The organism is [Ruminococcus] lactaris ATCC 29176 (assembly GCF_025152405.1).
GTDB lineage: Bacteria > Bacillota > Clostridia > Lachnospirales > Lachnospiraceae > Mediterraneibacter > Mediterraneibacter lactaris.
Map to the genome: position 1 here is coordinate 53,419 of NZ_CP102292.1, position 26,305 is coordinate 79,723.

Annotated in this window: 22 protein-coding genes, 2 tRNA genes and 1 pseudogene; 19 read left to right on the forward strand and 6 right to left on the reverse strand. The window is 40.8% G+C overall.

Translation table 11 applies throughout. The features are described 5' to 3' along the window. Window positions 1-75 precede the first annotated feature (75 nt). Window positions 76-198, forward strand: a pseudogene (locus tag NQ541_RS13035) (ArsR family transcriptional regulator); the annotation flags it as partial. Between the two features lie 73 nt (window positions 199-271). On the opposite strand, the gene NQ541_RS00295 reads toward NQ541_RS13035, so the two are convergent. Continuing rightward, complete coding sequence (locus NQ541_RS00295) at window positions 272-511, reverse strand: DUF6061 family protein (RefSeq protein WP_005608569.1); 240 nt, start codon at window positions 509-511, stop codon at window positions 272-274. 312 nt (window positions 512-823) lie between these two features. Here NQ541_RS00295 and NQ541_RS00300 point away from each other — a divergent pair, with 312 nt between their 5' ends. The 3 genes from NQ541_RS00300 to NQ541_RS00310 all read left to right on the forward strand — a co-directional run bounded on the left by NQ541_RS00300 (window position 824) and on the right by NQ541_RS00310 (window position 2,510). Next, on the forward strand, window positions 824-1,453 hold the full coding sequence (locus tag NQ541_RS00300) for a YczE/YyaS/YitT family protein (RefSeq protein ID WP_005608570.1): 630 nt from the start codon (window positions 824-826) through the stop codon (window positions 1,451-1,453). Between the two features lie 67 nt (window positions 1,454-1,520). Further along, complete coding sequence (locus tag NQ541_RS00305) at window positions 1,521-1,853, forward strand: DUF3784 domain-containing protein (RefSeq protein WP_005608571.1); 333 nt, start codon at window positions 1,521-1,523, stop codon at window positions 1,851-1,853. A 24-nt stretch (window positions 1,854-1,877) separates the two neighbouring features. Continuing rightward, window positions 1,878-2,510, forward strand: coding sequence for a GyrI-like domain-containing protein (locus NQ541_RS00310; protein ID WP_005608572.1), 633 nt, complete (start codon window positions 1,878-1,880; stop codon window positions 2,508-2,510). Window positions 2,511-2,696: 186 nt separating this feature from the next. On the opposite strand, the gene tnpA is transcribed toward NQ541_RS00310, so the two are convergent. Continuing rightward, window positions 2,697-3,065 (reverse strand): IS66 family insertion sequence element accessory protein TnpA, encoded by a 369-nt coding sequence (gene tnpA, locus NQ541_RS00315; RefSeq protein WP_187115612.1) that lies wholly within the window; start codon window positions 3,063-3,065, stop codon window positions 2,697-2,699. A 345-nt stretch (window positions 3,066-3,410) separates the two neighbouring features. On the opposite strand from tnpA, the gene NQ541_RS00320 reads away from it, so the two are divergent. The 8 genes from NQ541_RS00320 (at window position 3,411) to NQ541_RS00355 (ending at window position 9,131) form a co-directional block, all read left to right on the forward strand. Continuing rightward, on the forward strand, window positions 3,411-3,731 hold the full coding sequence (locus tag NQ541_RS00320) for a tyrosine-type recombinase/integrase (RefSeq protein ID WP_005608577.1): 321 nt from the start codon (window positions 3,411-3,413) through the stop codon (window positions 3,729-3,731). Between the two features lie 421 nt (window positions 3,732-4,152). Beyond that, complete coding sequence (locus NQ541_RS00325) at window positions 4,153-4,983, forward strand: DUF5702 domain-containing protein (RefSeq protein ID WP_005608578.1); 831 nt, start codon at window positions 4,153-4,155, stop codon at window positions 4,981-4,983. Window positions 4,984-5,000: 17 nt separating this feature from the next. Then, the gene (locus NQ541_RS00330; RefSeq protein WP_005608580.1) at window positions 5,001-5,126 is read left to right on the forward strand and encodes a hypothetical protein; all 126 of its coding nucleotides are present in this window, start codon (window positions 5,001-5,003) and stop codon (window positions 5,124-5,126) included. A 138-nt stretch (window positions 5,127-5,264) separates the two neighbouring features. Then, the gene (locus tag NQ541_RS00335) at window positions 5,265-6,527 is read left to right on the forward strand and encodes an IS630 family transposase (protein WP_005608582.1); all 1,263 of its coding nucleotides are present in this window, start codon (window positions 5,265-5,267) and stop codon (window positions 6,525-6,527) included. A gap of 151 nt (window positions 6,528-6,678) precedes the next feature. Continuing rightward, on the forward strand, window positions 6,679-7,080 hold the full coding sequence (locus NQ541_RS00340) for a leucine-rich repeat domain-containing protein (RefSeq protein ID WP_005608584.1): 402 nt from the start codon (window positions 6,679-6,681) through the stop codon (window positions 7,078-7,080). A 140-nt stretch (window positions 7,081-7,220) separates the two neighbouring features. Continuing rightward, window positions 7,221-7,292 (forward strand) — tRNA-Glu (locus NQ541_RS00345). A 43-nt stretch (window positions 7,293-7,335) separates the two neighbouring features. Continuing rightward, window positions 7,336-7,407 (forward strand) — tRNA-Cys (locus NQ541_RS00350). A 143-nt stretch (window positions 7,408-7,550) separates the two neighbouring features. Next, the gene (locus NQ541_RS00355; protein WP_005608587.1) at window positions 7,551-9,131 is read left to right on the forward strand and encodes a glucose-6-phosphate isomerase; all 1,581 of its coding nucleotides are present in this window, start codon (window positions 7,551-7,553) and stop codon (window positions 9,129-9,131) included. 167 nt (window positions 9,132-9,298) lie between these two features. Here NQ541_RS00355 and NQ541_RS00360 read toward each other — a convergent pair whose 3' ends face one another. Next, window positions 9,299-10,690 carry a UDP-N-acetylmuramoyl-tripeptide--D-alanyl-D-alanine ligase gene (locus tag NQ541_RS00360; RefSeq protein ID WP_005608591.1) on the reverse strand — a complete coding sequence of 464 codons (1,392 nt, stop codon included), beginning with the start codon at window positions 10,688-10,690 and terminating at the stop codon, window positions 9,299-9,301. Continuing rightward, window positions 10,687-11,745, reverse strand: coding sequence for a D-alanine--D-alanine ligase family protein (locus tag NQ541_RS00365; RefSeq protein ID WP_005608593.1), 1,059 nt, complete (start codon window positions 11,743-11,745; stop codon window positions 10,687-10,689). The genes NQ541_RS00360 and NQ541_RS00365 overlap by 4 nt, the downstream gene beginning before the upstream one ends. 229 nt (window positions 11,746-11,974) lie before the next feature. Here NQ541_RS00365 and NQ541_RS00370 point away from each other — a divergent pair, with 229 nt between their 5' ends. Together NQ541_RS00370 and NQ541_RS00375 are read left to right on the forward strand one after the other, a co-directional pair. Then, on the forward strand, window positions 11,975-14,074 hold the full coding sequence (locus NQ541_RS00370; RefSeq protein WP_005608598.1) for a M28 family peptidase: 2,100 nt from the start codon (window positions 11,975-11,977) through the stop codon (window positions 14,072-14,074). An 85-nt stretch (window positions 14,075-14,159) separates the two neighbouring features. Continuing rightward, a complete protein-coding gene (locus NQ541_RS00375; protein ID WP_005608599.1) occupies window positions 14,160-14,819 on the forward strand; it encodes a GNAT family N-acetyltransferase in 660 nt (219 codons plus the stop codon). 46 nt (window positions 14,820-14,865) lie between these two features. Here NQ541_RS00375 and NQ541_RS00380 read toward each other — a convergent pair whose 3' ends face one another. Together NQ541_RS00380 and NQ541_RS00385 are read right to left on the reverse strand one after the other, a co-directional pair. Continuing rightward, window positions 14,866-16,134 carry an IS630 family transposase gene (locus NQ541_RS00380; protein ID WP_259936334.1) on the reverse strand — a complete coding sequence of 423 codons (1,269 nt, stop codon included), beginning with the start codon at window positions 16,132-16,134 and terminating at the stop codon, window positions 14,866-14,868. Between the two features lie 73 nt (window positions 16,135-16,207). Beyond that, window positions 16,208-16,750: a manganese efflux pump MntP gene (locus NQ541_RS00385; protein ID WP_023921422.1), complete on the reverse strand. Its 543-nt coding sequence runs from the start codon at window positions 16,748-16,750 to the stop codon at window positions 16,208-16,210. Window positions 16,751-17,230: 480 nt separating this feature from the next. On the opposite strand from NQ541_RS00385, the gene NQ541_RS00390 reads away from it, so the two are divergent. The 5 genes from NQ541_RS00390 (at window position 17,231) to NQ541_RS00410 (ending at window position 26,279) form a co-directional block, all read left to right on the forward strand. Beyond that, the gene (locus NQ541_RS00390; RefSeq protein WP_049931279.1) at window positions 17,231-17,896 is read left to right on the forward strand and encodes a 4'-phosphopantetheinyl transferase family protein; all 666 of its coding nucleotides are present in this window, start codon (window positions 17,231-17,233) and stop codon (window positions 17,894-17,896) included. Continuing rightward, on the forward strand, window positions 17,889-19,253 hold the full coding sequence (locus NQ541_RS00395) for an MATE family efflux transporter (protein ID WP_005611269.1): 1,365 nt from the start codon (window positions 17,889-17,891) through the stop codon (window positions 19,251-19,253). Before NQ541_RS00390 ends, NQ541_RS00395 begins: the two co-directional genes overlap by 8 nt. A gap of 144 nt (window positions 19,254-19,397) precedes the next feature. Beyond that, window positions 19,398-21,743 carry a ferrous iron transport protein B gene (gene feoB, locus NQ541_RS00400; RefSeq protein WP_005611265.1) on the forward strand — a complete coding sequence of 782 codons (2,346 nt, stop codon included), beginning with the start codon at window positions 19,398-19,400 and terminating at the stop codon, window positions 21,741-21,743. 189 nt (window positions 21,744-21,932) lie between these two features. Next, complete coding sequence (locus NQ541_RS00405) at window positions 21,933-25,508, forward strand: LamG-like jellyroll fold domain-containing protein (protein WP_044940723.1); 3,576 nt, start codon at window positions 21,933-21,935, stop codon at window positions 25,506-25,508. A gap of 318 nt (window positions 25,509-25,826) precedes the next feature. Then, the gene (locus NQ541_RS00410; protein WP_005611260.1) at window positions 25,827-26,279 is read left to right on the forward strand and encodes an Hsp20/alpha crystallin family protein; all 453 of its coding nucleotides are present in this window, start codon (window positions 25,827-25,829) and stop codon (window positions 26,277-26,279) included. Window positions 26,280-26,305: the final 26 nt, after the last annotated feature.

Here is a 26,305-nt window from a genome sequence, read left to right on the forward strand (position 1 = left end):
TACATTGGCAAATATCTATGTATATATTATATTGAACATAGACAATGATCAATGTGAGGTGTCAATATGAATGCAATGGATGTGGCTTTGATATGCAAGGCTTTGGGCGATGCGAACCGGCTGGAAATTGTACAGATGCTGTCGGATGGAGAAAAGTGCGGGTATAAACTTTTGGAAAGATTTGAAATTACCCAGCCAACTTTATCCCATGATGAATTTTCCGGAAATATTGTAGCTAATAGTTATTTAAACTGTTGTATTTGTTTAAAAATTAAAAAATATCTAATGAGTCTTCCGCATCTACCCACATCTGCAAATTTCCATCAAGATATAATCTTGCATATTCAAGAGGATCATCAATGGCGAGTGCGTTTAATGCACAGTCTGATCCTGATGTGGTTTTTAAGTCCTTTTCAGCTTCCCAACAGTCAATGCGGAGCATATAGCCAACAGAGGTATAAACATCAATGCTGTTTCGTCCGGGATTGTATTCTGCAAATATTGTTCTCATCGTATCTTATCTCCTTATCGTTCAATCAATTATTTGCTACAAAAATCAGAAGCATTTCAATCAGTTCACCATGTCACTTTTATTTTATGTTATACTATTTTATATAATTTTTTTGCCCTTGTATTTTCCCTTATCAGAGTTCGTAAACACTGGTGGGACGATATAACACAAGGGAAACAATAAGGGAAAGCTCGCCTGTGATAAATTCAGTGTTTTCAAGGGTTTGCGGAGAATTTAATAACAAAATATAACAGTTGTTAAATTGCTTAAAACAGGTGAAATCTCAATCGAAATTTGTAGAATAGAGGAATTATGATGTTTGATAAGCACAAAAGGGAATCCTTGCTATTGCGGGACTTATTAAAGAAATTGATAATTATTGTGATAGGTTCCATTGTTGCAGCCTATGGCATTACACTTGCACTGTATGCAGGATTTGGTGGCGCCACGCTCGCAGTGCTATGGCAGGGTATCGCTGAAACGTTTCACTTGAGCATCGGTATGGCATCTTTTGTTGTAGCAGTGGGGATGATTTTGTTTGCATTAATTTACGATAAAAGTCAAATCCATATTGGGACGGTGCTATATCAAATTGTATACAGCACCTGTGTGGATGTATTTGCCACCTGCCATGTCTACAGTACATATCGATGGTTCAACTTCTTTATCATGTTGCTGGGTGTTATTTTGTTTGCTGTCGGGACCGGACTATATGCGTCTGCCTCACTTGGTCGTGGCTCTTATGAAGCAGTTACTTTTGCCTTGGCAGAAAAGAACAACTGGCAAGTTAAAATTGTTCGAATAGCATTAGATATTCTGGTTGTGATAATAGGTGTTTTGCTTGGCGGGAAGTTTGGCATATGCACAATCATTACAGTTATCATTTCAGGCCCGATTATCCAATTTGTTAATGCGAAAGCAAAACGAATTTTAAAGATATAATAGCAAAGAAACCTACAACTTCAAGTTTGGAGAATTGAGAAAATCGGAAGTTAAGGAGGGCATTTATATGAAATTAGCAGATTTAGCTACGGGTCCAGACTGGATAATATGGACTGTCTTTGTGGTATTTGCTGTACTTTCTATAATTTTACTTTCTGGGCACGGAAGTTGGTTTATTTCTGGATACAATATGGCTTCAAAAGAAGAAAAGGAAAAGTATGATGAAAAGAAGTTATGCAGAACAACGGGAATTGGAATGTCTATTATAGCAATTCTTATATTAATTATGGGTTTGTTTGAAAACTTTCTTTCTGCATTTTTTATATATATTGCAGTGGGAATCATTGTGGTTGATGTCGTGGTGATTATCATTTTGGGAAACACGCTATGCAGAAAGTAACAACTTAAGTTTAAGGAGGTAGTTATGGCTTTTGATTTTAAGAAAGAATATAAAGAGTTTTATATGCCTAAAAATAAACCAGCGATTGTAACAGTCCCAAAAGCAAATTATATTGCAGTCAGAGGAAAGGGTAATCCAAACGAAGAAGGCGGGGCATATCAGCAGGCAATTAGTGTATTATATGCGGTTGCATATACTTTGAGAATGAGTTACAAGACAGATTATAAAATTGCAGGATTTTTTGAATATGTAGTTCCACCACTTGAAGGATTCTGGTGGCAGGAAAATATACATGGTGTAAATTATGCAGATAAAGATTCATTTAATTGGATTTCAGTTATCCGCCTGCCTGATTTTGTGAATCAAAAAGATTTTGAATGGGCTGTTGAAACAGCAGCTAAAAAGAAAAAAATAGACTGTTCATCGGCAGAGTTTTTGACCATTGATGAGGGATTGTGTGTTCAAATAATGCACTTGGGGGCATTTGATGATGAACCTGCAACTGTTGCACTTATGGATGCTTATTTGGAGCAGAATGGATATGTTAATGATATGAATATGGAAAGATTACATCATGAAATATATCTGTCTGATGCAAGAAAGGTTGCCCCAGAAAAATGGAAAACGGTCATTAGGCATCCTATAAAGAAATTGTAAACTTTCAGTTTGTAGAATTCAAAAATTTAACATGAGAGCAGAGCATATAGGGAAATATCCTGTGTGCTCTATTTTTTACCCATTTTCGGAAAAAAGTGATTAAAAAATTATTGACATTTTGTTACTGAGCAGACAGGCTTGCTCAGTTTTATACGAACTAAATAAAATGTATGGAATTTTGGAAAGTTATATAATGAGAAGAGTTGGTATTGTTAGATGAAAGCTTCCTACAGACAGCTTCATTGGCTCTGCTACAGAAAGGTTATTTCTTTCCGTAGTTGCCGGAATTACATTTAATGGCTGTTCATAAGGAATCGGGTCAGTATCATGAAAATCCACTCTGACAACTTCCTGGCTTTCTGGTGCACAATAGGTGCGTCTAGTTGACGCCGGTAAATCCACACAACCTTTCTGACGCAGTCTTTTTACCCAGTTGTAAAAAGTTCCTGGCTTGATATCATGTTCTACACACCATTGATGATCTGTCAATCCACTTTGACGGCATTCCATGATGAGACGGTATTGTTCTTCAGCAGGTATTCTTTTGCTTCTCATGAGCACACCTCCATAACTTGAATAGAGTAAAATGCTCGCATCTATCATTTCTAGCAAGAGAAAATAAAGTGAAATGCTTGCATTCTCTAATGATTATTATGGATTGATTTTTAGGGCAACACAATCCGTCGAATTATTTTGCACTTACCTTTTATATGCGAGCGGACTTTGTACATTACATGATATACTTGTCATCATGGAAAGTCCACGCATTAAGGTAGAAAAAAACTTTTCATGCACCTGAACAGTAGAGAGATCCAAAGAAAATCCATTGTCTGCAATTATCTTTTTTCGTTCCCGTATTTTTTTAGAAGAATATCCCGTTCTGATAACCGAAAAAGTCTGATGAACTCGGAGTATCTATTTACAAAATTAACTGGAAAAAACAAAGGAGAGCTATTAGATGCGGATTCTGTGTATAGCATGTTGAAAAGGCTATCCAAAAAAACGGATATCAATTCCCATCCGCATCAGCTCCGACACTATTTTGCGGAGGAAAGAAGAAAAGAAGGATGGGATTTGAATGACATTCGTTTTGCCCTGGGGCATAAGAAAGTTGAAACTACCATTAAATACTTGGGTGAAAATAATGAACGATTGATAGAAGCGACAGATCAATACTACTCAAATAATGAAGATTTATACCAAATTGCAGATTTTCTGTAAAAGGAAGGAGGGATTACCTTGGCAGTATTAAAAATTGTTCCGAAGTTATATCAGGAAAAAATACCTGAGAAATTAAAGGAAGAAAGCCAGATTTTTATAATTGGATGAGCGAACAATTTAAAAAGTATAGCGAAGAAAATAAGAAACAGGCTGAAAGGGATAAAGAAGAGGAAGAAAAAAACATGATGATGAAGTAAAAGATGCTAATCAGGCAAATTCAGATACAGGTAATGAAATTAAGGATATAGCGGACAGACCATCAGCGGCTTATGCGGCATTACTCCAGGAGGGGTTTACTGATGGAAAAGTAAAGGCATCGAAGGGGGCATCAATTGTATCAGGACTGTTCTCGGATTTTTCAGGTACAGTCAGTCAGACGGCGGTTGACCTGCGAGATGACCTCTATACACTGGACTACATTATGAATATGTTTAGCTATGATACGTTTGAAAAAGAGGGAAAATATCATCTGTGCGGTGGTGGAGTGAATCTTTCAAATTATGAAAGTAATTATAATACACAGTCAGAAGCCTGGAATAATGAGGCAGTAACTTTTTCGGAGAATAAGACATTAACCAATAAGATGATCAATAGTTCCAATAACTATTCTTATGGAAATGAAGTGGAGTATATCATTTATGGAAATTCCAATGAAAAAAATAAAAAATCAGCGTATGGAACTATTTTTGCTATCCGGTATGCCTTGAATCTGCCGCCGGAATTTCAGGAAAATTGGAATGATGGTACATTAAGTGGTATGGCGATTGCAATAGAGAGTGCTTCCAGTGGTATTATTCCTGCTCCGTTATTTAAGTTAGTTGTAGTTTTAGGATTAACGGCAGCAGAGACTGCAAGTGATATGCAATACTTAAAAAATAGAATGCCGGTGGAATTAGTAAAAAATAAAGATCAGTTGACATGGACTTATGCAGGATATAGCGAAAAAGCAGTTTCTGGAAAAGGGTTCTTTTACAGTGATTATCTGAAACTGATTTTATTTACAAAATTAACAGGCAATAATGAATACGCGGTATATGCCAGAATTGCTGATGTTATACAGGCAAATATGGGACAAAAGATCAGTAATAATTCCGGTTTTGTTATGAAAAAAGCGAATGTCTATTATTCAGCAGAAGCAAATTTAAAGGTAGAGCCATTAATGTTAAATCTGCCGCTTACATCGGATTATTCAGGAAGTGTATCAGATGGAATTATCGGACAGATAAAATATAAGGCATACAAAGGCTATTAAAAGAGGAGAAAGTGAAAATGAGGAAGAAAATTTTAGTTAGTTTATTAATTGCAGTAAGTGTGACCTGCTTTTCAGGATGCGGCAGTAGTTCTGACCAGGGAAGTAATACAAAAGAAGAAGTTGTAACAAAGAAGAAGTTGTAACAAAGAAGGATGCAGATGAAAAAAATGAGGATGATGTGACATTTGATTATTATGAGCTAGTATAATCCACTTTAAATAACAAACTATTTTAATTCACATTCCTATTATGGTATAATTGAACCATCGGAGGTGCCAATTATGCCTAATACAATTAAAACTATTTCTTTAACAGACGATGATAAATCTTACTTAAATAAACTGCTGACTCAGAGCACTTTGGAAATTCGCGTTTATCAACGTGCTAGGATCCTTCTGCTCAAATCTGAGGGTGCATCTAACGAAGCAATTGCTGACAAACTGGATATTGGAATCAGTGTGGTAAAACGTTGTCTTAACAAATTTAAAGAGAACGGTGTTGAAGCTTCTTTACGTGATAACAAAGGCCGTGGAAGAAAAACGGAAATCACCGATGACGATATCACCTGGGTAATCAGTAAAGCCTGCCAAAAACCGAAGGATTACGGCTATTCTGCTGAATTCTGGTATCCCATGAGTTTCAGGAAATTCATCAACTCTATAGCAGAAACGGAAGGGCATCCTCGTATGGCAACAGTAGCTGAAACAACGCTTCGGAAAATTCTGAGCAATGCAAGGATCAAACCGTTTCAGGTGTCCTATTACTGCGAAAGACGGGATCCTGAGTTTGATGCAAAAATGCATGATGTCCTTGTTATCTACAAGCAGATTGAAATGCAGTTTGACAAGGATGGAAAACTGATTCCCTTTGAGAAAGATGCCGTACATACCCTGTCTTATGATGAAAAGCCAGGAATTCAGGCAATTGCTACCACAGGTGAAGACCGTCCACCGATTCCGAATACAGATAAAAGGAATGGCTATCAGCGAGATTATGAGTATGTCAGGCTGGGAACCCTCTCCCTGCTTGCAGCGATTGATTTGCTCTCAGGAGAAGCAATTCCATTAGTAAGTGAAACTCATAAAAGTTCTGACTTTGTGACTTTTCTAAAGAAACTTGATGAAAAATATCCAAAGGGCGATATGATTCGGATTATTCTGGATAATCACTCTGCACATACCTCCAAAGAAACCCAGGAATATCTGAATACGGTTTCTGGACGTTTTGAGTTTGTATTTACACCCAAACATGGTTCCTGGTTAAACATGATTGAAGGTTTTTTCAGTAAAATGACAAAGCAGATGCTGGGTGGAATCCGTGTGGAAAGCAAGAAAGAACTCGAAGATAGAATCTACAGATACTTTGATGAAATCAACAAAGAACCTGTGCCATACAAATGGACATATAAAATGGATACCATCGATCTTTCTCAAGAAGATATTGATTCCATAGTGTATGAGGTTGTAAATGCAAAAGCTGCTTCAGCAGAAAACAAAAACAAAAAAGCACCAAAACCAATTTCACGAAAGAGAAAGTCTATCTAGAATTAGCATAAAATGCTAATTTGAAACAGGCTTCTAATTTGCGTGGATTATACTAGATGACGGAACACTTGAAATTGAAGGATATGACAATGAAGATAAGGCTAAAATTGTAGAAATTCCTGATACAATTGACGAAAAAAAGGTAAGTGTATTGAATAGATATTTATTTTCTAATGAAGTTGTTGAAGAGATTATACTGCCGGAAAGTTTAAAAATAATAGAAGATCAAGCTTTTTATGGTGCAACTGCATTGAGAAAATTAGAGATTAATGGAATAGAAACGATGGGAGATTATTGTATTTATGAATGCCCTAAAATAAAAGAAGTTCGTCTGCCGGAGGGTTTAAAAGAATTGGGAGAACGTTCGATAGAAAATTGTGAAAGCCTTACCGACATTTATTTGCCAAGTACACTTGAAACTATAGATGAATACAATTTTGATTTATGTGCGGATGGGTTAAAAATTCATGTCCCAGCAGGATCTAATACAGAGACACTCGTCAGAAAAGTGATAGAAAATCTGGAATATAACGTTGAAGTTGTTCCAGAATAATTCATTTCAAAGTCATCCGGAGGTATGCCATGAATAGAAAAAAGCAAAAGGCACTTATAAAAAATAAAAAAACCTCTTGCATTCTCCCCAACAATATGATATTATAGTCAACGGTCACTGCGATAGCGGTGGCCGCATATGGCCCCGTGGTCAAGCGGTTAAGACATCGCCCTTTCACGGCGGTAACACGGGTTCGATTCCCGTCGGGGTCACTTACATGAAGCAGAAGCATCATGTATTCACAATTTCATTTGTGGCGCAGTAGCCAAGCGGTAAGGCGTGGGTCTGCAACACCCTGATGCACCGGTTCAAATCCGGTCTGCGCCTCTCAAAACCTGAAGATAAAGTATTCTTCAGGTTTTTCTTTTGCCGGAATTTGCAAGTCTTGAATTAAGAACCTTTTAATAGTATAATCAATAAGACTAGAAGACAATGGCAATAAATAAAGTTTTATTAAGGAGGAAACTATTATGGTTACCTGGAACAACTTAAATACTCTGGCTTCATTTCAGACTCTTTCAGAGACAGAACGGGTAGATCTCGTATCTGCAATGACAGGAGAGAATGGTGCTGAACGTGTGAAGAATTACAGCATCCCGATGGCAGCAGGACTTGCTTATAATTATGCTGCAAAGCAGGTGGATGAGAAAGTTCTCGATGCACTTGTAAAGCTGGCAGAGGAAGCTCAGCTTGGAGAGAAGTTTGCAGCTCTTTACAATGGAGAAGTGATCAATACCGGAGAGAAACGTCTCGTACTTCATCATATGACCCGTGGACAGCTTGGAGAGGCCGTTGAGGCTGATGGCGTGGACAAGAGAGCTTTTTATGTAGAGCAGCAGGAGAGAATTGCAGAGTTCGCAAATAAAGTACATAACGGTGAGATTACCAATGCGGCAGGTGAGAAATTTACTACAGTTGTTCAGATTGGTATCGGTGGTAGTGACCTTGGTCCGCGTGCAATGTATCTTGCACTTGAAAACTGGGCAAAGAAGAATGATACATTTAAGATGGAAGCAAAGTTCATCAGCAATGTTGACCCGGATGATGCGGCAGCAGTTCTGAATTCCATCGACGTGGCACATTCTATTTTCGTACTGGTTTCCAAGTCCGGTACAACACTGGAAACGCTGACAAATGAATCTTTTGTAAAGGATGCCCTGAAGAATGCAGGACTGGATGCATCGAAGCATATGATCGCTGTTACAAGTGAGACTTCACCGCTTGCAAAGAGTGATGACTATCTTGCAGCTTTCTTCATGGATGATTATATCGGAGGACGTTATTCTTCAACATCTGCAGTTGGCGGGGCAGTTCTTTCACTGGCATTTGGACCGGAAGTATTTGCAGCATTCTTAAAGGGTGCGGCAGAGGAAGACAAGCTTTCTCTGAATCAGGATGTATTACAGAACCCGGCAATGCTGGATGCTCTGATCGGAGTTTACGAGCGTAATGTACTGGGATATCCAAGCACAGCAATTCTTCCATATTCACAGGCTCTGAGCCGTTTCCCGGCACATTTGCAGCAGTTGGATATGGAGTCTAACGGTAAATCTGTAAACCGCTTTGGTGGGCCGGTAGATTATCCGACCGGACCGGTTATTTTCGGAGAGCCGGGAACCAATGGACAGCATTCTTTCTATCAGTTGCTTCATCAGGGAACGGATATCGTGCCGCTTCAGTTTATCGGATTTAAGAACAGTCAGATCGGAACAGATGTAGTGATCCAGGACAGCACAAGCCAGCAGAAGTTATGTGCGAATGTAGCTGCACAGATCGTAGCCTTTGCATGTGGAAAAGCTGATGAGAATAAAAATAAGAACTTTGAAGGTGGACGCCCGTCCAGTATCATTATTGGTGAGGCACTCACACCGGAGGCTCTCGGAGCTCTTCTTGCTCACTTTGAGAATAAAGTTATGTTCCAGGGATTTGTATGGAATGTAAACAGCTTCGATCAGGAAGGTGTTCAGCTTGGTAAGGTTCTCGCAAAGCGTGTGCTTGCACATGAGACAGACGGAGCATTGAAAGTGTTCAGCGACCTTCTGAATATCTAAAGATTCTGAATATTTAAGAATATGAGAATATGGATCAGTGGATTCTGAGAAATTAGATCGTGATTTCCTGAATCAGATTCCAGGAAAAAAATCCGTATGATATGAGTTTTTCCCATATCATACGGATTTTTTTGTCAAAGTGTGCAATGTTACGTCAAACATTTAATTTATTGTACTTGCAGCCTCTTCACAATTTCAGGAAATTCCATAAAATGAGATGCCTTGACGAGAACAGTATCCTGTTCTTTTAAAAGCTGATCCATCTGCCGGTAAAAAGCTTCTTTTGTATCAAAATGATATACGAGAGTTTTGGTGTCGGAATCAGAAGATGCTTCAGAAGCTGTCCGGGCGGCATTCGCCATTTCTGCGGAAAGAGTTCCGATGCAGATGAGAAGGCTGATGCCCTTTTTAACGGCATAACTTCCCACTTCGGCATGCATTTTCTTTTCATCTGCTCCAAGTTCTCCCATATCACCGAGGATTGCTACGGTGCGGGTATCGGCAAAGGCGAGAACATCAAGAGAGGACTTCATAGAAGCCGGATTGGCATTATAACAGTCATCAATGATTGTATAATGTTCTGCCTCGATCAGATTGTTGCGTCCTGCGATCGGGACAAGCTTTTCAATTCCACGGATGATCTCTTCGTCTTTCATTCCAAGTGCATAACCGACGGCAACTCCTGCAAGTGCATTGGAGATCATGTGATCTCCGGGGATGGAAACGTGGGCGGAAAAACTGGAAGAAGGTGTCACGAATGTGGCAACTGTTCCTTTCAGTCCCATTTTCTGAATCTGTTCTGCGTGGAACGGGCAGGCAGGATCGAGTCCGAAGTAAACCGGCTGAATCCCACGTTCGGAAGTATATCCACGGAGCTTGTCATCATCACCGTTGAGAATGACAGTACCATCAGGATTCATGAAATCGAACATGGAAGTCTTTTCTTTTAAAATACCATCCCTTGTTCCGAGATTTTCGAGATGAGCATATCCGATATTTGTGATCACGCAGACATCCGGGCGTGCAATCTTTGCAAGTGGTTCCATATCACCGAAATGACTGATCCCCATTTCAAGAACAGCAACTTCATGCTCCTTGCGGAGATTGAATACGGTCAGAGGAAGTCCGATCTCGTTGTTGAAATTCCCTTCGGTCTTTAATACACAGTACTTTTCAGAAAGAACGGATGCGATCATTTCTTTGGTACTGGTCTTTCCAACGCTGCCGGAGATTCCTACCACTTTGATGTCCAGTGAACGACGGTAATGTTCTGCAAGATCCTTGAGAGCCTCTGTGCAGGATGCAACCTGGATATAAGGGTAAGTTACATCTCCAAGATCCTGTTCAGATAAAGAGCAGATGGCACCCTGGTCCATGACCTGAGGGATAAAGCTGTGGCCATCCACTCTGGCACCCTTAATTGCTACAAAGAGCGTATCTTTCTGGACCTTACGGCTGTCGATAGCGACGCTGGATGCCTCTTTTGAAAGAAGGGCAGGATCACCGTGGTATGTGCCGCCACAGGCAGCAGCTATTTCCTTTAAGCTCATATTTTTCATGATGAGTATCTTGCCTCCATTGATTTTTTAATGATTAATTCGCAAAGATCGCTGTATTCGATCCCTGCAACTTTTGCTTCCTTCGGCATCAGGCTGGCAGAAGTCATTCCCGGGAGTGTATTCATTTCCAGGCAGTAGAGGCTGCCTTCTGCATCGAGAAGAAAATCGGCACGGCTGTATACGTTGAGTTTTAACGCATTAAATGCTTTTACAGTCAGTGCTTTCATCCGCTCTGCAACCTCTTCCGGGATGTCGGCCGGGCAGACTTCCATGGTAGCACCGTCCTGATATTTGTTGGCATAATCAAAGAACCCTGTCTTTGGAATGATCTCGATCGGAGGGAGAGCCTTACCGTCAATGATTCCGCATGCGAATTCACGTCCTTTGATATAAGGTTCTACCACAATCTCATCTTCATAGTGGAAAGAATGCTCCAGAGCATTCTGATATTCTTCATCGGTATTCACAATATAAACTCCGATACTTGAACCGCCGGAGCATGGCTTTACAACGACCGGGAGTGTCAGTCCAAGAGACTGGTAGGAAAGATCCGATCCGTTCTTATATAAAGTTCCACCGCCAGGTGTGTCTACACCGGACTCAAGGAAGATCTGCTTTGCAACGCCCTTATGCATGGCAACGGCACATCCGAGAGAATCCGGTCCGGTATACTTAATGCCAAGAAGATCGAATGCAGCCTGAAGCTTTCCATTCTCTCCCTCTCCGCCATGAAGGCCGAGGAAAGTAATATCTGCAAGGCGGCACAGCTCAATGACGTTCGGACCGAAAAAGCAGTCAGACTGATCCGGGCGGGATGCTTTAACTGCGGCAAGATCCGGTTCTTCTGTGCTGATATTTTTGACGATATCAAGGCCATGATCCGGAAGTGTAAAGACATCTTCGAGATTTTCCGGTGTATGCTCCAGTCCCATAAATACGTCGAGAAGGAACGCATCATGTCCTTTTTCAAGTAATGTACGGCAGATGCCGGCAGCGGAAGAAAGTGATACATCACGTTCTGTGCTGAGACCTCCGGCTAATACGATAATTTTCATAATCAATAACTCCTTTTATTGAGAAATAATGGTAAATTTCAGATCCATCCGTTTATGAATGAAAATACAGCGGATGGACACATACAGATTTATTATAGCATATGTATATGGAAAGTGAAAGAATTGATGAACCATCATTTGCATCATCATTTACAATCATCATTGTAGAAATGCCGTGAAAATGTTAAAATAAACCACAGTGAATCTTGAATGACCGGAGGGATGACTTATGAGTGGAACAGCAGGAACTCAGGGAGAATGCAGAGCAGAAAAAGAGACGGAAGAGGAGATCATCCAAAGATGCATTTCCCATCTTGATACAGACTATTCCTGTCGGCTGGCAAAGCAGATGGAGCGGGAGAAGACGAACCCGGTGTTAGGTTTCCGTACCGCAGGTTCTCATGCAGAGAAGGCAACCGGTGATTTCCTGTATGAGGAAATGAGATCCATCGGACTGACTGAAGTTCAAAAAGAAGAATTCTGGCTGGATTCGTGGACTTTCGAGCGGGCAGTCCTGCGGTTTAAGGACAGCAGCGGGAAAGAATATACCTGTCAGCTTGGGGCTTATCAGACGAATTTTGAGACGGATGGATTTCAAGAGTATGAGCTGGTTTATGTAGGAAGAGGAACGGCAGCGGATTATAAAAATCTGGATGTACGGGGCAAGTTGGTGTTGGCAGATATCAATCAGAGAGATGAATGGTGGATCAATTATCCGGTCTATCAGGCATATCTGAAAGGGGCAGTGGGGCTGATTGCTGTGCAGATGCAGGGATATGGAGAAGTGGATCAGGAAGCACTGAATGCTCAGGATATCGCAGGACCGGAATATGCACCGGCATTTTCAATTTCCAGGAGAGATGCAGCACTTCTGAAAGACCGATTTTGTGAAAATGAGAAATCTGTCATGGTAGAACTGGATGCGTGTTCACGAGTGGAGAGAAATCGTCCGGCTTATAATATTACCGGAAAGATCCCGGGAACGGAGACAGATCAGATGATCCTTCTGTCAGCGCATTATGATTCCTATTTTGATGGATTTCAGGATGATAACTGTGCAGTGTCCATGACGATTGGCATTGCGAAAGCACTTTTAGAGAGCGGTTACAGACCCCGTCATACGATTGTGATCTGTGCGTTGGCAGCAGAAGAATGGGGTGTGTGCGATTCAAAGTATGACTGGTCTACGGGAGCTTGGAATCAGGTGTTCCGCATCCATCCGGAGTGGCAGGGAAAGGTGCTGGCAGATCTGAACTTTGAACTGCCGGCACATGCTCACAGCAGTCGGGATGCCATCCGCTGTACTTATGAATATGCAGATTTTCTGAAAAAATTTGCAGATGAAATTGCTGTGCCAGAGGATGCCTACCCGGATGGGCTGACTGTGCTTGCCCCGATTGAGACATGGTCGGATGATTTCTCTATGGCGATTGCGGGAATCCCGTCAACGGTGAATGATTTCAGTGCCGGTCCTTTTATGGAGACACATTATCATTCGCAGTATGATAATGAAGAGATTTATCAGGAAAATGTCTACCGGTTTCACCATGAACTCTATACAAGACTTTTGTTGAAGCTGGATACGCTGATTTTTCCTCCACTGGATTTTTCCCATCTGTTCAGGAAAATGCACAGTTCTGTCTCTGCAAGGATGGCAGAACAGGATGAAGAAGATCTGCAGGGAGTGATGCAGACGCTGATCCGGGAGACGGAACAGGCGGAGCGGACAGCGGAAGAATTGTATGAATGGATTGAAAAATCACAGATTGTCTGCCCGGTGGCTGCAAAAAGCGGTGAGGATATTTCACAGAGATTGCTTGGAATCTTCAGAAAGGGACAGGATTATTTTGTGCGGCTGAACTGGCAGGATGAAGTATTGTTCCCACATGAAGCTGCATCGAACAATATCTGCTATCTGAATCAGGCGGTGCAGGCACTGGAAGAGGGCGAAATAGAAGAAGCGTTGAAGGCACTCTATGAAGTGGATAATAACTGTTATGCATTTCTTTTCGACGAGGAAGTTTATTATCATTTTACAGAATATATTCTTCATCAGCCAAAAGACAGGCTGATGTGGGGAGCCGGAAGAATTTTGCATCATGAAAATCTTTATGGGATCGTGAAACGGCTTAGAAAGCTGGAAAGCCAACAGGCAGAGCATGGACAGATCCCGGATCTGGAAGAGGAAATACGTCGGCTGCAGGCAGCACAGCGAAGACAGAGGGCATATCTGACGGATGATATCCGGTATATGACAGAATCTGTAAAAAAGATGCAGAAGATGATGGAAGCCAGTTTACAGGAAATCAAAGACTACAGGATCGAATAATACAGAAGAGAACCATACAGAAGAAAATAATAAAAGGAAGGAGCCGGAGGTGGCAAGGTACTGACTTAAGCCTCCGACAAAAAATATGGAATGCAAAAATTTATACCGGGTTCAGGAGAAAGATCTGGACAGGTTAAGGGAGATACTGACGATTTGCTTTAAAAATGATCCGCTGTACAGTGCGTTGATCGAAGATCAGGAGACAAGGGAAAGACTGATGCCGCATTTATTTTCGTGCGATGTAACGGAATGTTTTGAAACGTGTGAGGTGTATGCGGACAGTGAAGAGCTGAAAGGAATCCTGATCGTTTCTGATGAGTCGGATCACCGTCATGCATTTTATAATTATTTTGTAAGTCTGAAAGAAAGCCTGGTGACAGACGGATGGCTGATTCATGAAGATCCGAGCACAAGGACTTTTTGGAATTTTATGCTTGGAAAAGATTATCTCAACTCGGCATGGACGGCACAGCTTCATCAGACCCGGCGGCTGCATGTGATTTACCTTGCGGTAGATCCGGCATATCAGCATCATGGACTGGCAGAGATGATGATGCAGGAAGTGATCGACCAGGCAGAAGAGCATGGTATGATGATCTCTTTAGAGACGCACAATCCGAAGAACGTCGCATTTTATGAACATCTTGGATTTAAGACATTCGGGGTGGTTGAAAAAGCACCTTTTCATCTGAAGCAATACTGCATGATAAGAGAATTGGGTTCAGAGAAGCCCAATTCCCTCTAGTATAATCCACGCAAATTAGAAGCCTGTTTCAAATTAGCATTTTATGCTAATTTTGGATAGACTTTCTCTTTCGTGAAATTGGTTTTGGTGCTTTTTTGTTTTTATTTTCTGCTGAAGCAGCTTTTGCATTTACAACCTCATACACTATGGAATCAATATCTTCTTGAGAAAGATCGATGGTATCCATTTTATATGTCCATTTGTAGGGCACAGGTTCTTTGTTGATTTCATCAAAGTATCTGTAGATTCTATCTTCGAGTTCTTTCTTGCTTTCCACACGGATTCCACCCAGCATCTGCTTTGTCATTTTACTGAAAAAACCTTCAATCATGTTTAACCAGGAACCATGTTTGGGTGTAAATACAAACTCAAAACGTCCAGAAACCGTATTCAGATATTCCTGGGTTTCTTTGGAGGTATGTGCAGAGTGATTATCCAGAATAATCCGAATCATATCGCTCTTTGGATATTTTTCATCAAGTTTCTTTAGAAAAGTCACAAAGTCAGAACTTTTATGAGTTTCACTTACTAATGGAATTGCTTCACCTGAGAGCAAATCAATCGCTGCAAGCAGGGAGAGGATTCCCAGCCTGACATACTCATAATCTCGCTGATAGCCATTGCTTTTATTTGTATTCAAAATCGGTGGACGGTCTTCACCTGTGATAGCAATTGCCTGAATTCCTGGCTTTTCATCATAAGACAGGGTATGTACGGCATCTTTCTCAAAGGGAATCAGTTTTCCATCCTTGTCAAACTGCATTTCAATCTGCTTGTAGATAACAAGGACATCATGCATTTTTGCATCAAACTCAGGATCCCCTCTTTCGCAGTAATAGGACACCTGAAACGGTTTGATCCTTGCATTGCTCAGAATTTTCCGAAGCGTTGTTTCAGCTACTGTTGCCATACGAGGATGTCCTTCCGTTTCTGCTATAGAGTTGATGAATTTCCTGAAACTCATGGGATACCAGAATTCAGCAGAATAGCCGTAATCCTTCGGTTTTTGGCAGGCTTTACTGATTACCCAGGTGATATCGTCATCGGTAATTTCCGCTTTCCTTCCACGGCCTTTGTTATCACGTAAAGAAGCTTCAACACCGTTCTCTTTAAATTTGTTAAGACAACGTTTTACCACACTGATTCCAATATCCAGTTTGTCAGCAATTGCTTTGTTAGATGCACCCTCAGATTTGAGCAGAAGGATCCTAGCACGTTGATAAACGCGAATTTCCAAAGTGCTCTGAGTCAGCAGTTTATTTAAGTAAGATTTATCATCATCTGTTAAAGAAATAGTTTTAATTGTATTAGGCATAATTGGCACCTCCGATGGTTCAATTATACCATAATAGGAATGTGAATTAAAATAGTTTGTTATTTAAAGTGGATTATACTAGTACGATTTTTAATCCGATCAGGATCAGAATGATTCCACCACAAAGTTCCGCACGGGATTTGTATCTCATTCCAAAGATGCTTCCAATCTTGACTCCGACAGCGGAACAGACGAAGGTGGTTGCACCGATAAAGAGAACAGCCGGAACGATGGCAACGTTCAGAAAAGCGAAAGTTACACCGACCATCAGTGCATCAATACTTGTGGCAACAGCCAGAAGGAACATAGATTTTACATCCATGGAGGCATCTACCTCTTCTTTATCACCGAAGGACTCCTTAATCATGCTGACTCCGATAATGGCAAGCAGGATAAATGCGATCCAGTGAGAATAATTTGTTACAAAATCACTTAGAAAGCGTCCGGCAAAATAGCCAATCAGAGGCATCAGAGCCTGAAATCCGCCAAACCATGCACCGGCAATGCACATATGTTTCGTCTTGATCTTCCCAAGGGAGAGGCCCTTACAGACGGAGACAGCGAATGCATCCATAGAAAGACCGACAGCAAGAATAAAAAGTTCAATTAATCCCATTTCATTTTCCTCATTTCTTTAAATTTGATGTAAACCGGTTTACATGATGTCGGGGTCACAAGGTCATTCTACCACTAGTGTGCGAGCACACGTGGTGTCAGACCTTTTGACCCTGGTATCTTTACATTAAAAAGTGACAGGTAATGACTGTAATGCAAAAAAAGAGACTCAGGGACAGTATAAAAATACCGCCCCATGAGTCTCGTCGTTTATAGTAATACCGGGTGTTTCTGCACCATTATGTCGATAATACAACGCTTTTGTAAAAGTCAGGATTGAAGCCTGTATATAAGCTTATATCAAAGCGTCGACTACTCCCTCGCAGGATTGCCTTATTCTATCACACCAAAGATGGAGTTGCAAGAAAAATGATAAAATTTATCGGAAAACGAATTGATAAATCGAAAAGAGTGCGTTACAATCAGACGTTGGAATCTTCTTTGAGATGAGTTTAAGAGTGAAAAGCGGGAGGTTGCAGAAGTGATCCATATCTATATCATGTATCTGCCGATATCAGAAAAGAATGACGGAAACAGGACAGGACAGAAGCACAGGACGGAGCATAAAGCAGGAACAGAATTGCTTGCGGTCGGACTGAGAGAACTTTATGGAATGGAATTGAATAGAGACAGATTATCCTACGGGCAGCATGGAAAGCCATATCTGCGGAATCACCCGGAAATTCATTTTAATATCAGTCATTGCGAAGGACTGGCAGTCTGTGTATTCAGTGATACGGAAACGGGAGTGGATGTTGAAAGGATCAGAGAAGTGAAGGAAAAAGTTATTCCGAAGGTATTTGACAGAGCAGAGCAGGAACTTCTTTTTTGGAACAAAGCAGAGAAAGAAAAATATAAGGAAATTTTTTACCGTTTTTGGACTTTAAAGGAAAGCTATGTGAAGCAAAGTGGGCAGGGAATGACGGTAAAGCTGACGGATTTTGCATTTCAGCCGGAGTTGGATCCGGGATGGAGGGAAGTTCCGTGTACGGATGAAAAAGTCGGGGCAATGCAATGTAAGTTAAAGGAGAAATGGATTCTTTCGGTCTGCGTGGAAAAGTCGCAGGCAGATGAGAGAATAACGACAGAGAAAATTGTGATCAGGGAAATTACGACAAAAGAAAAGGAGTGGATGGAGCATGAGTGAAAATAACAGTGCTGTAAAGGCAACGAAGACAATTCATGATATGACAACGGGAAGTCCTGCAAAGCTGATCGTGCAGTTTATGATCCCGATGTTTCTGGGAAATATTTTCCAGCAGTTTTATAACGTGGCAGATTCGATCATCGCCGGACAGTTCCTTGGGGTACGGGCATTGGCAGCGATTGGAAGTACGGGGTCTCTGATGTTTTTTGTGACGGGCTGGCTGAACGGACTGAGCAGTGGATTTGCGATTCTTGTATCTCAGTGGTTTGGGGCAAAGCAATATGACCGGATGCGGCATTATGTGGCAATGTCGGTTTATCTTGCACTTGGATTTGCATTATTGATGACCATCGGATTTGGGTTTGCAAATGAACCGATCCTGAGACTGATGAATTATTCCGATCAGATCATGCCGGATGTAAAGGCGTATATGGGAATTATCTATGCAGGTCTGATCGTAACAGCCGCATATAACTCACTTGCTGCGTTTCTGCGTGCGTTGGGTGATTCAAAGTCACCGTTGTATTTTCTGATTATTTCAGCGGTGATTAATGTGGCACTGGATGTGGCATTTATTATTTTTGGCGGCATGGGAGTCGAAGGATGTGCGTATGCAACTGTCATTGCACAGGGAATCTCCGCAGTACTCTGCCTGATTTATATTATAAAGAAGTTTCCGATCCTGCATTTGAAAAAAGAGGACTTTAAGATTTCTCTTTCTGCATGGGGAAGGCTTCTGGCACTGGGTATTCCGATGGCATTACAGTTCTCGATCACGGCAATCGGAACAATCATCGTGCAAGGTGCGATCAATGTATATGGAGAAAATGCCATGGCAGGATTTTCAGCGGCAAGTAAACTGCAAAATATTATTATGACGGTATTTGTTGCTTTTGGTGCTACAATCGCAACTTATGTAGGACAGAACCGTGGTGCAGGGAAAATGGACCGCGTCAGACAGGGAGTCCGCTGTACGCAGTTTATGATCTGGGGATACAGTATTTTTGCAATGGTACTGGTTTTCTTCTTTGGAAGATATATGACCTGGCTGTTTATCAATCCGTCAGAAACTGCGGTAGTCAGTGCGGCAGTTACTTATTTTCGGATGGTCTTCTGGTGTTATCCATTTTTAGGAAGTATTTTCCTGTATCGGAATACCTTGCAGGGACTTGGATATGGTCTTGTACCGATGCTGGGCGGAGTTTTTGAACTAATCGCCAGGGCAGCGATTGTCTATATTGTATCGGGCAGGGCAAGTTTTGCCGGTGTGTGCCTGGCAGACCCGGCAGCGTGGATCTCTGCGTTGATTCCGCTGGTGCCGTATTATTTCTATATAATGAGGAAGACGAATCAGTGACAGGAAGATGTAATAAGGTATAAAAATTCTAACCTTTTCCGCACTTGTTAATGGTAAAAATTATCAATAACTGTTATAATGAAACAAAATAGCATTCATTTATGAAAGAAGCAAAAGAAGAGAAGTGGAAAAGAGAGAGTGGATATGACATTAAAGGAACTTGGAATCGGGCAGAGTGCGATGATCTGCAAGGTTGGTGGAGAAGGTGCATTAAGGCAGCATTTTCTGGATATGGGAATGATACCGGGAGCGGAGATAACTGTTGTGAAGTTTGCACCTATGGGAGATCCGATGGAATTGCAGATTCATGGCTATGAGCTGACACTCCGACTTGCAGAGGCAGATCAGATCGAGGTGGAGCCGATCAGAAAGCGGAGCAGAAGTCATGAAGGACGACAGAATATTAAAGCTTCAGAGCATCCTGGCTTAGGTGAAGAAGGAAAATATCATTCCAAAGAAGATGAGAACCCATTGCCAAAGGAGACAAGACTGACCTATGCGTTAGTGGGAAACCAGAACTGCGGAAAGACAACATTATTCAACCAGCTGACCGGGGCGAACCAGCATGTTGGAAATTTCCCGGGGGTAACAGTGGATAGAAAGGACGGTTCTATTAAGGGTTATCCGAATACGCAGGTAACGGATTTGCCCGGAATTTATTCGATGTCACCTTACAGTAGTGAAGAAATCGTTTCACGAAATTTTGTGTTGAACGAAAAGCCGAAGGCGATTATTAATATTGTTGATGCGACGAACATTGAGCGGAATCTTTATCTGACAATGCAGCTTTTGGAAATGGATATTCCAATGGTTGTTGCATTAAATATGATGGATGAAGTACTTGGAAACCAGGGATCGATTGATGTTAATCAGATGGAAGCGATGCTGGGAGTTCCGGTGATTCCTATTTCAGCGGCAAAAAATGAGGGCGTTGGAGAACTGGTAAAGCATGCGGTTCATATTGCCAGATATCAGGAGCATCCATTGCGTCAGGATTTTTGTGATATGAATGATCATAACGGAGCAGTGCATCGTTGTATTCATGCGGTGAGTCATCTGATCGAAGATCATGCAGAAAAATCAGGTTTACCGGTTCGGTTTGCAGCAACAAAAGCGATTGAAGGAGATCCGTTGATCTTAAAGCAGTTGCAGTTGGAGCAGAATGAACTGGAAATGCTGGAGCATATTGTAGTTCAAATGGAAAAGGAGCGAGGGCTGGATCGCAGTGCGGCAATCGCTGATATGAGATTTGATTTTATTGAACGGTTATGTGAGCAGACGGTTGTGAAGCCAAAAGAAAGTAAGGAGCGTGTTCGGAGTGAGAAAATCGATCGCATTCTGACTGGAAAATATACGGCGATTCCATGTTTTATCGGGATCATGGTACTTGTATTTTATCTGACATTTAACGTGATCGGAGCATGGATGCAGAGCGTACTGGAATATGGAATCGATCAGTTGTCAGCAGTTGTGGATACAGCATTGCTGAACCTGGATGTAAATCCGGCGATCCATAGTCTGGTCATTGACGGAATATTTACGGGTGTGGGGAGCGTACTGAGCTTTCTGCCGATTATTGTAACATTGTTCTTCTTCCTTTCACTGATGGAAGACAGCGGTTATATTGCCCGGGTTGCATTTGTTATGGATAAATTGCTTCGTAAGATCGGACTTTCAGGAAGAAGTATCGTTCCAATGCTGATTGGATTTGGTTGTACGGTTCCGGCAGTTATGGCAACAAGAACCCTGACCAGTGAAAGAGACAGAAAAATGACGATTCTTCTGACTCCATTTATGAGCTGTACGGCTAAATTACCGATTTATTCTTTCTTTGTCAGTGCTTTTTTTCCGAAAAAGGGTGGTCTGATCATGTCAGGCTTATATGTATTGGGGATTCTGACAGGTATTTTGATTGCTTTCTTATATAAAGGGACTCTTTTTAGGGGAGAACCGGTTCCTTTTGTAATGGAACTGCCGAATTATCGGATGCCGGGAGCAAAGAACGTAGCACAGCTTTTATGGGAGAAGGCAAAAGACTTCCTTCAGAAGGCATTTTCTGTCATTTTAATAGCAACGATCGTGGTATGGTTTTTGCAGAGTTTTGATCTGCATTTAAATATGGTCGAGGATTCGGCAAAAAGTATTTTAGCAGCAGTATCAGGGTTTTTAGTACCGATTTTCCGGCCGTTGGGGTTGGGAGACTGGCGGATCTGTACCTCTTTAATCAGTGGTTTTATGGCAAAGGAAAGCGTGGTGTCTACGTTGGAAGTTTTGTTCGGCGGAGGGATTGCTTCTGTATTATCACCGCTTGCAGCAGCCTCTTTGCTGGTATTCAGCTTATTATATACACCGTGTGTGGCTGCGATTGCTTCTGTAAAAAGAGAACTGGGCGGAAAGTGGGCAGTCGGGTTAGTAGTCTGGCAATGTTTTATTGCATGGGTTGCGGCATTTCTCGTACAGGGAATTGGCGTGATGTTCGGAATAGTATAGAGGTAAAATAAAAAGACATCGGTTTTGAATCTGATAGAGAAAATGTGTAATATTATTCACATTTTCTCTTTTTTTGATAAACAAGAAGAATTGGTTGAGTTAAGAAAAGAAAAATGATAAGATTTAAGTACTGGTTTGGGGAAATTAGTATGTAATGATAGCGAAAAAGTAAGAAAAAAGGAGAAGTTTATGAAAAAAAAGAGCTTGAAAATGGTAGCAAGTGCAGCTCTTGCACTGACTATGCTGGTTCAGGTGGGCGTGCCGGTATATGCGGAAAGCATTGAAACTACGGCAGAAACATCATGGAAAAGCGATGTAAAAGATCATTGGAATTTTGATTCAAATATAAGTGATCAGGGAAATCGCAGTACAGGAGTGTTACATGATATTACAATAGAAGAAACGGGAAATTCTGTTTTTGGAAAAGCATTGAAGTTTGGAACAGGTACAGATAAATATATGAGCTTAGAAAATTATATCAATACGGGTACCGGACAAACTTCTTTTTCTATGTGGTATAAATATGATACAAGTATCACAGAGACTAATACAAATGCGTCAGCGGTTCTTTTACAACATGAAGATAAAGGAAATCGTTCAGGAAGAACTCTTCTTTCATTAAAATCAGATGGGAAGTATGATACATTTATTAATGGAGAGCGTGCAGCAGTAACAGAAAAAGCTGTACAGAAGGGGGACTGGCAGCATATTACAGTAGTGTTTGATCAAGAAGCTAAAACCGTAAAATATTATATTAACGGGGAATTAGATGGTACTGCAAAAACGATTGGGAATAGTGCAACAGATGAAGTGTTAACCCTAAGAGTAGGTTCTCATAAAAGTGCAGGTTCTACAGATCCTCATCCTATGCGTGGATTTATTGATGAACTATATGTATATGATAGAGCTTTGAGTGACAATGAGGCAAAGAGCCTTTATGAAGAAAAAGCAACAGAGTTATATAAAGTAGATTTAAATGTACTTATTACAGAGGCCGAAAAGTTACTTAGCAGTGGAAGTTTGCCGGAGGAGAATGAACTTCATGTAAAACTACAGGAGGCGATTTCTGCGGCAAAAGAGGCGACATCCGCAGGAACTCCAGTGATGGAGACGTTAAAATCTGCAAAAGATACTCTAACAAAGGCAATGGAAAACTATAAGGCAAATCAGCCGATTGATTTGGAAATCAATACAGAAGAAGTAACACAGCATATCGACTCAAAATCTATTTTTGGAATCAATCATCGTTATGCGTTTAATGGATATGGCACCTTTGATTCTAAAAATATGAAGATGAAAGATGAATTTGTAGAATTGTATAAGGATGCAGGATTTGGCTCCATTCGTTATCCGGGTGGTACCATCTCTAATCTGTTCAATTGGAAGACGACTTTAGGACCGAAAGAACAGAGAAAGAAACAGATTCATGGCTTTTATAATAATCAGGGACAGGGGGGAATTGCTCCCAATTTTGGTATTGGAGAGATTGCAACCTTTGCAGACGAAGTAGATTCTGAGATTGTTTATGTATATAGTTTAGGACGGGGAAATGCACAAGATGCAGCAGATCTTGTAGAGTACTTAAATGCAAAGGTTGGTACAAACCCAAATGGCGGAATTGATTGGGCGCAGGTACGTGCAGATAATGGTCATACAGAGCCATATAATGTAAGATATTTTGAAATTGGAAATGAGATGAACCTTGGCGGAGAGGATGGAACAGCATCTCAAGAATATTGGACAAAATATGCTCAGAATAAAGGTGTAGAGGATGCATACATAGAAGGTGGAACAATACAGATTACAGATCGATATACTGTGAAAGAAGAAGACTGGAATAAAACAGCATCACAGAGTGATGGTTCACCTAATCAAGTAAGATATTTGCGATATGCAAATATAAATCCGGGAGGAGAATACAAAGACGGAAAAATTATAGATGATTCAAAGTTTAGAGCTATGGAAAAAGGTGTACAGGTAAAAGTCGGAACAGATGGACATCTTACTCCTTGGACTGTGGTAGAAGATTTGAGTCAATCAGGACCAAACGATACACATTGTGAAGTAGATTATAGTACAGGTGCCATCAAGTTTGGTGATGGCAAGAATGGTAAAATCCCTACAGCCGGAAATAATATTTATGCTACATATTCTGTGAAACGGGATGGATTTATTACTGTTTCGAAAGCAATTAAAGATACAACAGCTAAAATCAATAAAATAGAAGGTACAAAACATACAGCAAATGTTTATACGAGTTATGAAACGGTCGGCTTTATCAATAAGATGGAGGAGAAAAATGCGGAACAGTGGTATGACGGAATGACAATTCATCCATATTCAGACCATGTTGATGGGGGAAATGATGCAAATGCATTTTATGATAATGCAATGAAGCGTGCGGAAGTCAGTGGAATCGGCAAGGTCAAAAATAAGATGGCATTGTTAGAGCCAAAAGGAAAAGTTCCGGTTATCAGTGAGTTTGGAATTTATAATAATACAGAGGCACAGCTGCGGTCGCAGACGCATGCGATTTATATTGCAAAAGTATTAATGGAATATGTTCGCATGGGAAGTCCTTATATTCAAAAACATTGTCTCTCGGATTGGTATAGTGATGGCAAAGATTCTTTAGGACCAACACAGCAGGCGGTTATCCAGGTGGTTAAGGGTGCGGATGCAAATACAACAACTGGAGAAGGTACGTTTACATTCTTTTCAACACCATCAGCGTATGTATTTAAAATGTTGAACTCTGGATTTGGGGATAATATCGTAAAAACGGAATTTAGTGAAGTTCCTACCATGGCAAACGGAGCAGAAACATTATCAGCTCTTGCAAGTAAAGATGCAGAAGGAAATTTGTATATTGCGCTTGTTAATGCAGACAGAGAAAGAGATCGTAATATTGCATTACAGATAGAAGGAACTGATGTTGCAGGGAATAAGATGACAATCCAAAAGCTGGAAACAGATTCTATTACAGCTGCAAATACACCGGATGAGCCTACAGCTGTGCAGGTTACAGAAGATGCAGAAGTTGAATTGGAAGGGAATCCAATCATCAATCTGAAGAAACATTCTTTTGTGATTGTAAGAATTGCAAAGGCAGTAGAACCTGAAGCAGATAAATCAGAATTGCAGGCAGCAGTAGATGCAGTGGCTGGTTTAAATGAAGCGTATTATGAAAACTTTGATGTGATTGCAGATGAATTAGCGGCTGCAAATGAAGTTTTAGCAGATGGAAAAGCAACTCAAGAGCAAGTTAATGAAGCTTTGACTAATTTGGAAGCTGCAAAAGCTGAATTGATTATGAAAGATGCAGAGTATGGAAAGGTAGATGCAGCCATTGCCGAAGCAGAGAAACTAAATAAAAAAGACTATAAGGATTTCAGTAAGGTAGAAGAAGCAATTGCCGCAGTTGTACGTGGTAAGAAGATTGATGAGCAGACAGAAGTTGATGCTATGGCTCAGAGAATTGAAGATGCTATTGCTGCATTGGAAAAAGCAGACGTGCCTGGAAAACCGGGGAAACCGGAAAAACCTGGAAAGCCAGAGAAACCTGGAAACTTAGAGAAACCTGGAAACCCAGAGAAATCTGGAAACCTAGAGAAACCTGGAACCCCAGAGAAACCGAATGGAAATAAGGTTCCGGTAACAGGTGATGAAACAACACCGATTCTTTGGATGACATTGGTTGTAATGGCTGGAACAATAATTCGAGTTGGCAAAAAAAGATTGAATATTATAAGAAAAAACAGATAATTTAATAAAAAGATGCCAGGATCCTAAGGTCTTTCACCCACCTATGAGCAAGCTCATGTGGGCTTAGACCTTTTGACCCTGGCATCATGTAGATAAGGATTTTAGAAAAAAATTTAAAAAAATTGGCACTCAACACTTTACAGTGCTAACAATACGTGCTATATAATAACTAGAACAAAGGAAGACAAAGAAATAAAGAGCAGAGAATAAGAAAAAGTCATCCAGGTTTGTTCTGGCAACAACTGCGAAAGCAGCTTATATAAACTGTGGGATTTCCCGCAGGGGCAACAAAGTTAGCATTGAAAGGAGAAATGACTTATGATGATGCCTAGTATTTTTGGAGAAAACTTATTTGATGATGATTGGATGAACTTCCCATTTGAGCAGGATTTCTGGGGAAAGAAAAATCCGTTATATGGTAAGCACGCTAAGAACATGATGAAGACAGATATCCGTGAACATGATGAGGGATATGAAGTAGATATTGATCTTCCGGGATTTAAGAAAGATGAGATCAGCATTGAACTTGAGAACGGTTACCTGACCGTATCTGCAGCTAAGGGTCTTGATAAAGACGAGGAAGATAAGAAAGGTAAATACATCCGTAAGGAGCGTTATGCCGGAGCAATGCAGAGAAGCTTCTATGTCGGTGAGAATCTGACAGACGAAGATATCAAAGCAAAATATGAGAACGGTATCCTGAAATTGTCTGTTCCGAAGAAACCTGCAAAAGCAGTAGAGGCAAAGAAGACAATCGCAATTGAGGGTTGATCGGATTGCTGACTCTGTAGAATGGA

What these genes read in the sequence shown, in the direction of transcription:
- NQ541_RS00295 (WP_005608569.1), bottom strand. Translation starts at nt 511, where the DNA reads ATGAGAACAATATTTGCAGAATACAATCCCGGACGAAACAGCATTGAT.
- NQ541_RS00300 (WP_005608570.1), top strand. Translation starts at nt 824, where the DNA reads ATGATGTTTGATAAGCACAAAAGGGAATCCTTGCTATTGCGGGACTTA.
- NQ541_RS00305 (WP_005608571.1), top strand. Translation starts at nt 1,521, where the DNA reads ATGAAATTAGCAGATTTAGCTACGGGTCCAGACTGGATAATATGGACT.
- NQ541_RS00310 (WP_005608572.1), top strand. Translation starts at nt 1,878, where the DNA reads ATGGCTTTTGATTTTAAGAAAGAATATAAAGAGTTTTATATGCCTAAA.
- tnpA (WP_187115612.1), bottom strand. Translation starts at nt 3,065, where the DNA reads ATGAGAAGCAAAAGAATACCTGCTGAAGAACAATACCGTCTCATCATG.
- NQ541_RS00320 (WP_005608577.1), top strand. Translation starts at nt 3,411, where the DNA reads ATGAACTCGGAGTATCTATTTACAAAATTAACTGGAAAAAACAAAGGA.
- NQ541_RS00325 (WP_005608578.1), top strand. Translation starts at nt 4,153, where the DNA reads ATGAATATGTTTAGCTATGATACGTTTGAAAAAGAGGGAAAATATCAT.
- NQ541_RS00330 (WP_005608580.1), top strand. Translation starts at nt 5,001, where the DNA reads ATGAGGAAGAAAATTTTAGTTAGTTTATTAATTGCAGTAAGTGTGACC.
- NQ541_RS00335 (WP_005608582.1), top strand. Translation starts at nt 5,265, where the DNA reads ATGCCTAATACAATTAAAACTATTTCTTTAACAGACGATGATAAATCT.
- NQ541_RS00355 (WP_005608587.1), top strand. Translation starts at nt 7,551, where the DNA reads ATGGTTACCTGGAACAACTTAAATACTCTGGCTTCATTTCAGACTCTT.
- NQ541_RS00360 (WP_005608591.1), bottom strand. Translation starts at nt 10,690, where the DNA reads ATGAAAAATATGAGCTTAAAGGAAATAGCTGCTGCCTGTGGCGGCACA.
- NQ541_RS00365 (WP_005608593.1), bottom strand. Translation starts at nt 11,745, where the DNA reads ATGAAAATTATCGTATTAGCCGGAGGTCTCAGCACAGAACGTGATGTA.
- NQ541_RS00370 (WP_005608598.1), top strand. Translation starts at nt 11,975, where the DNA reads ATGAGTGGAACAGCAGGAACTCAGGGAGAATGCAGAGCAGAAAAAGAG.
- NQ541_RS00375 (WP_005608599.1), top strand. Translation starts at nt 14,160, where the DNA reads ATGGAATGCAAAAATTTATACCGGGTTCAGGAGAAAGATCTGGACAGG.
- NQ541_RS00380 (WP_259936334.1), bottom strand. Translation starts at nt 16,134, where the DNA reads ATGCCTAATACAATTAAAACTATTTCTTTAACAGATGATGATAAATCT.
- NQ541_RS00385 (WP_023921422.1), bottom strand. Translation starts at nt 16,750, where the DNA reads ATGGGATTAATTGAACTTTTTATTCTTGCTGTCGGTCTTTCTATGGAT.
- NQ541_RS00395 (WP_005611269.1), top strand. Translation starts at nt 17,889, where the DNA reads ATGAGTGAAAATAACAGTGCTGTAAAGGCAACGAAGACAATTCATGAT.
- feoB (WP_005611265.1), top strand. Translation starts at nt 19,398, where the DNA reads ATGACATTAAAGGAACTTGGAATCGGGCAGAGTGCGATGATCTGCAAG.
- NQ541_RS00405 (WP_044940723.1), top strand. Translation starts at nt 21,933, where the DNA reads ATGAAAAAAAAGAGCTTGAAAATGGTAGCAAGTGCAGCTCTTGCACTG.
- NQ541_RS00410 (WP_005611260.1), top strand. Translation starts at nt 25,827, where the DNA reads ATGATGATGCCTAGTATTTTTGGAGAAAACTTATTTGATGATGATTGG.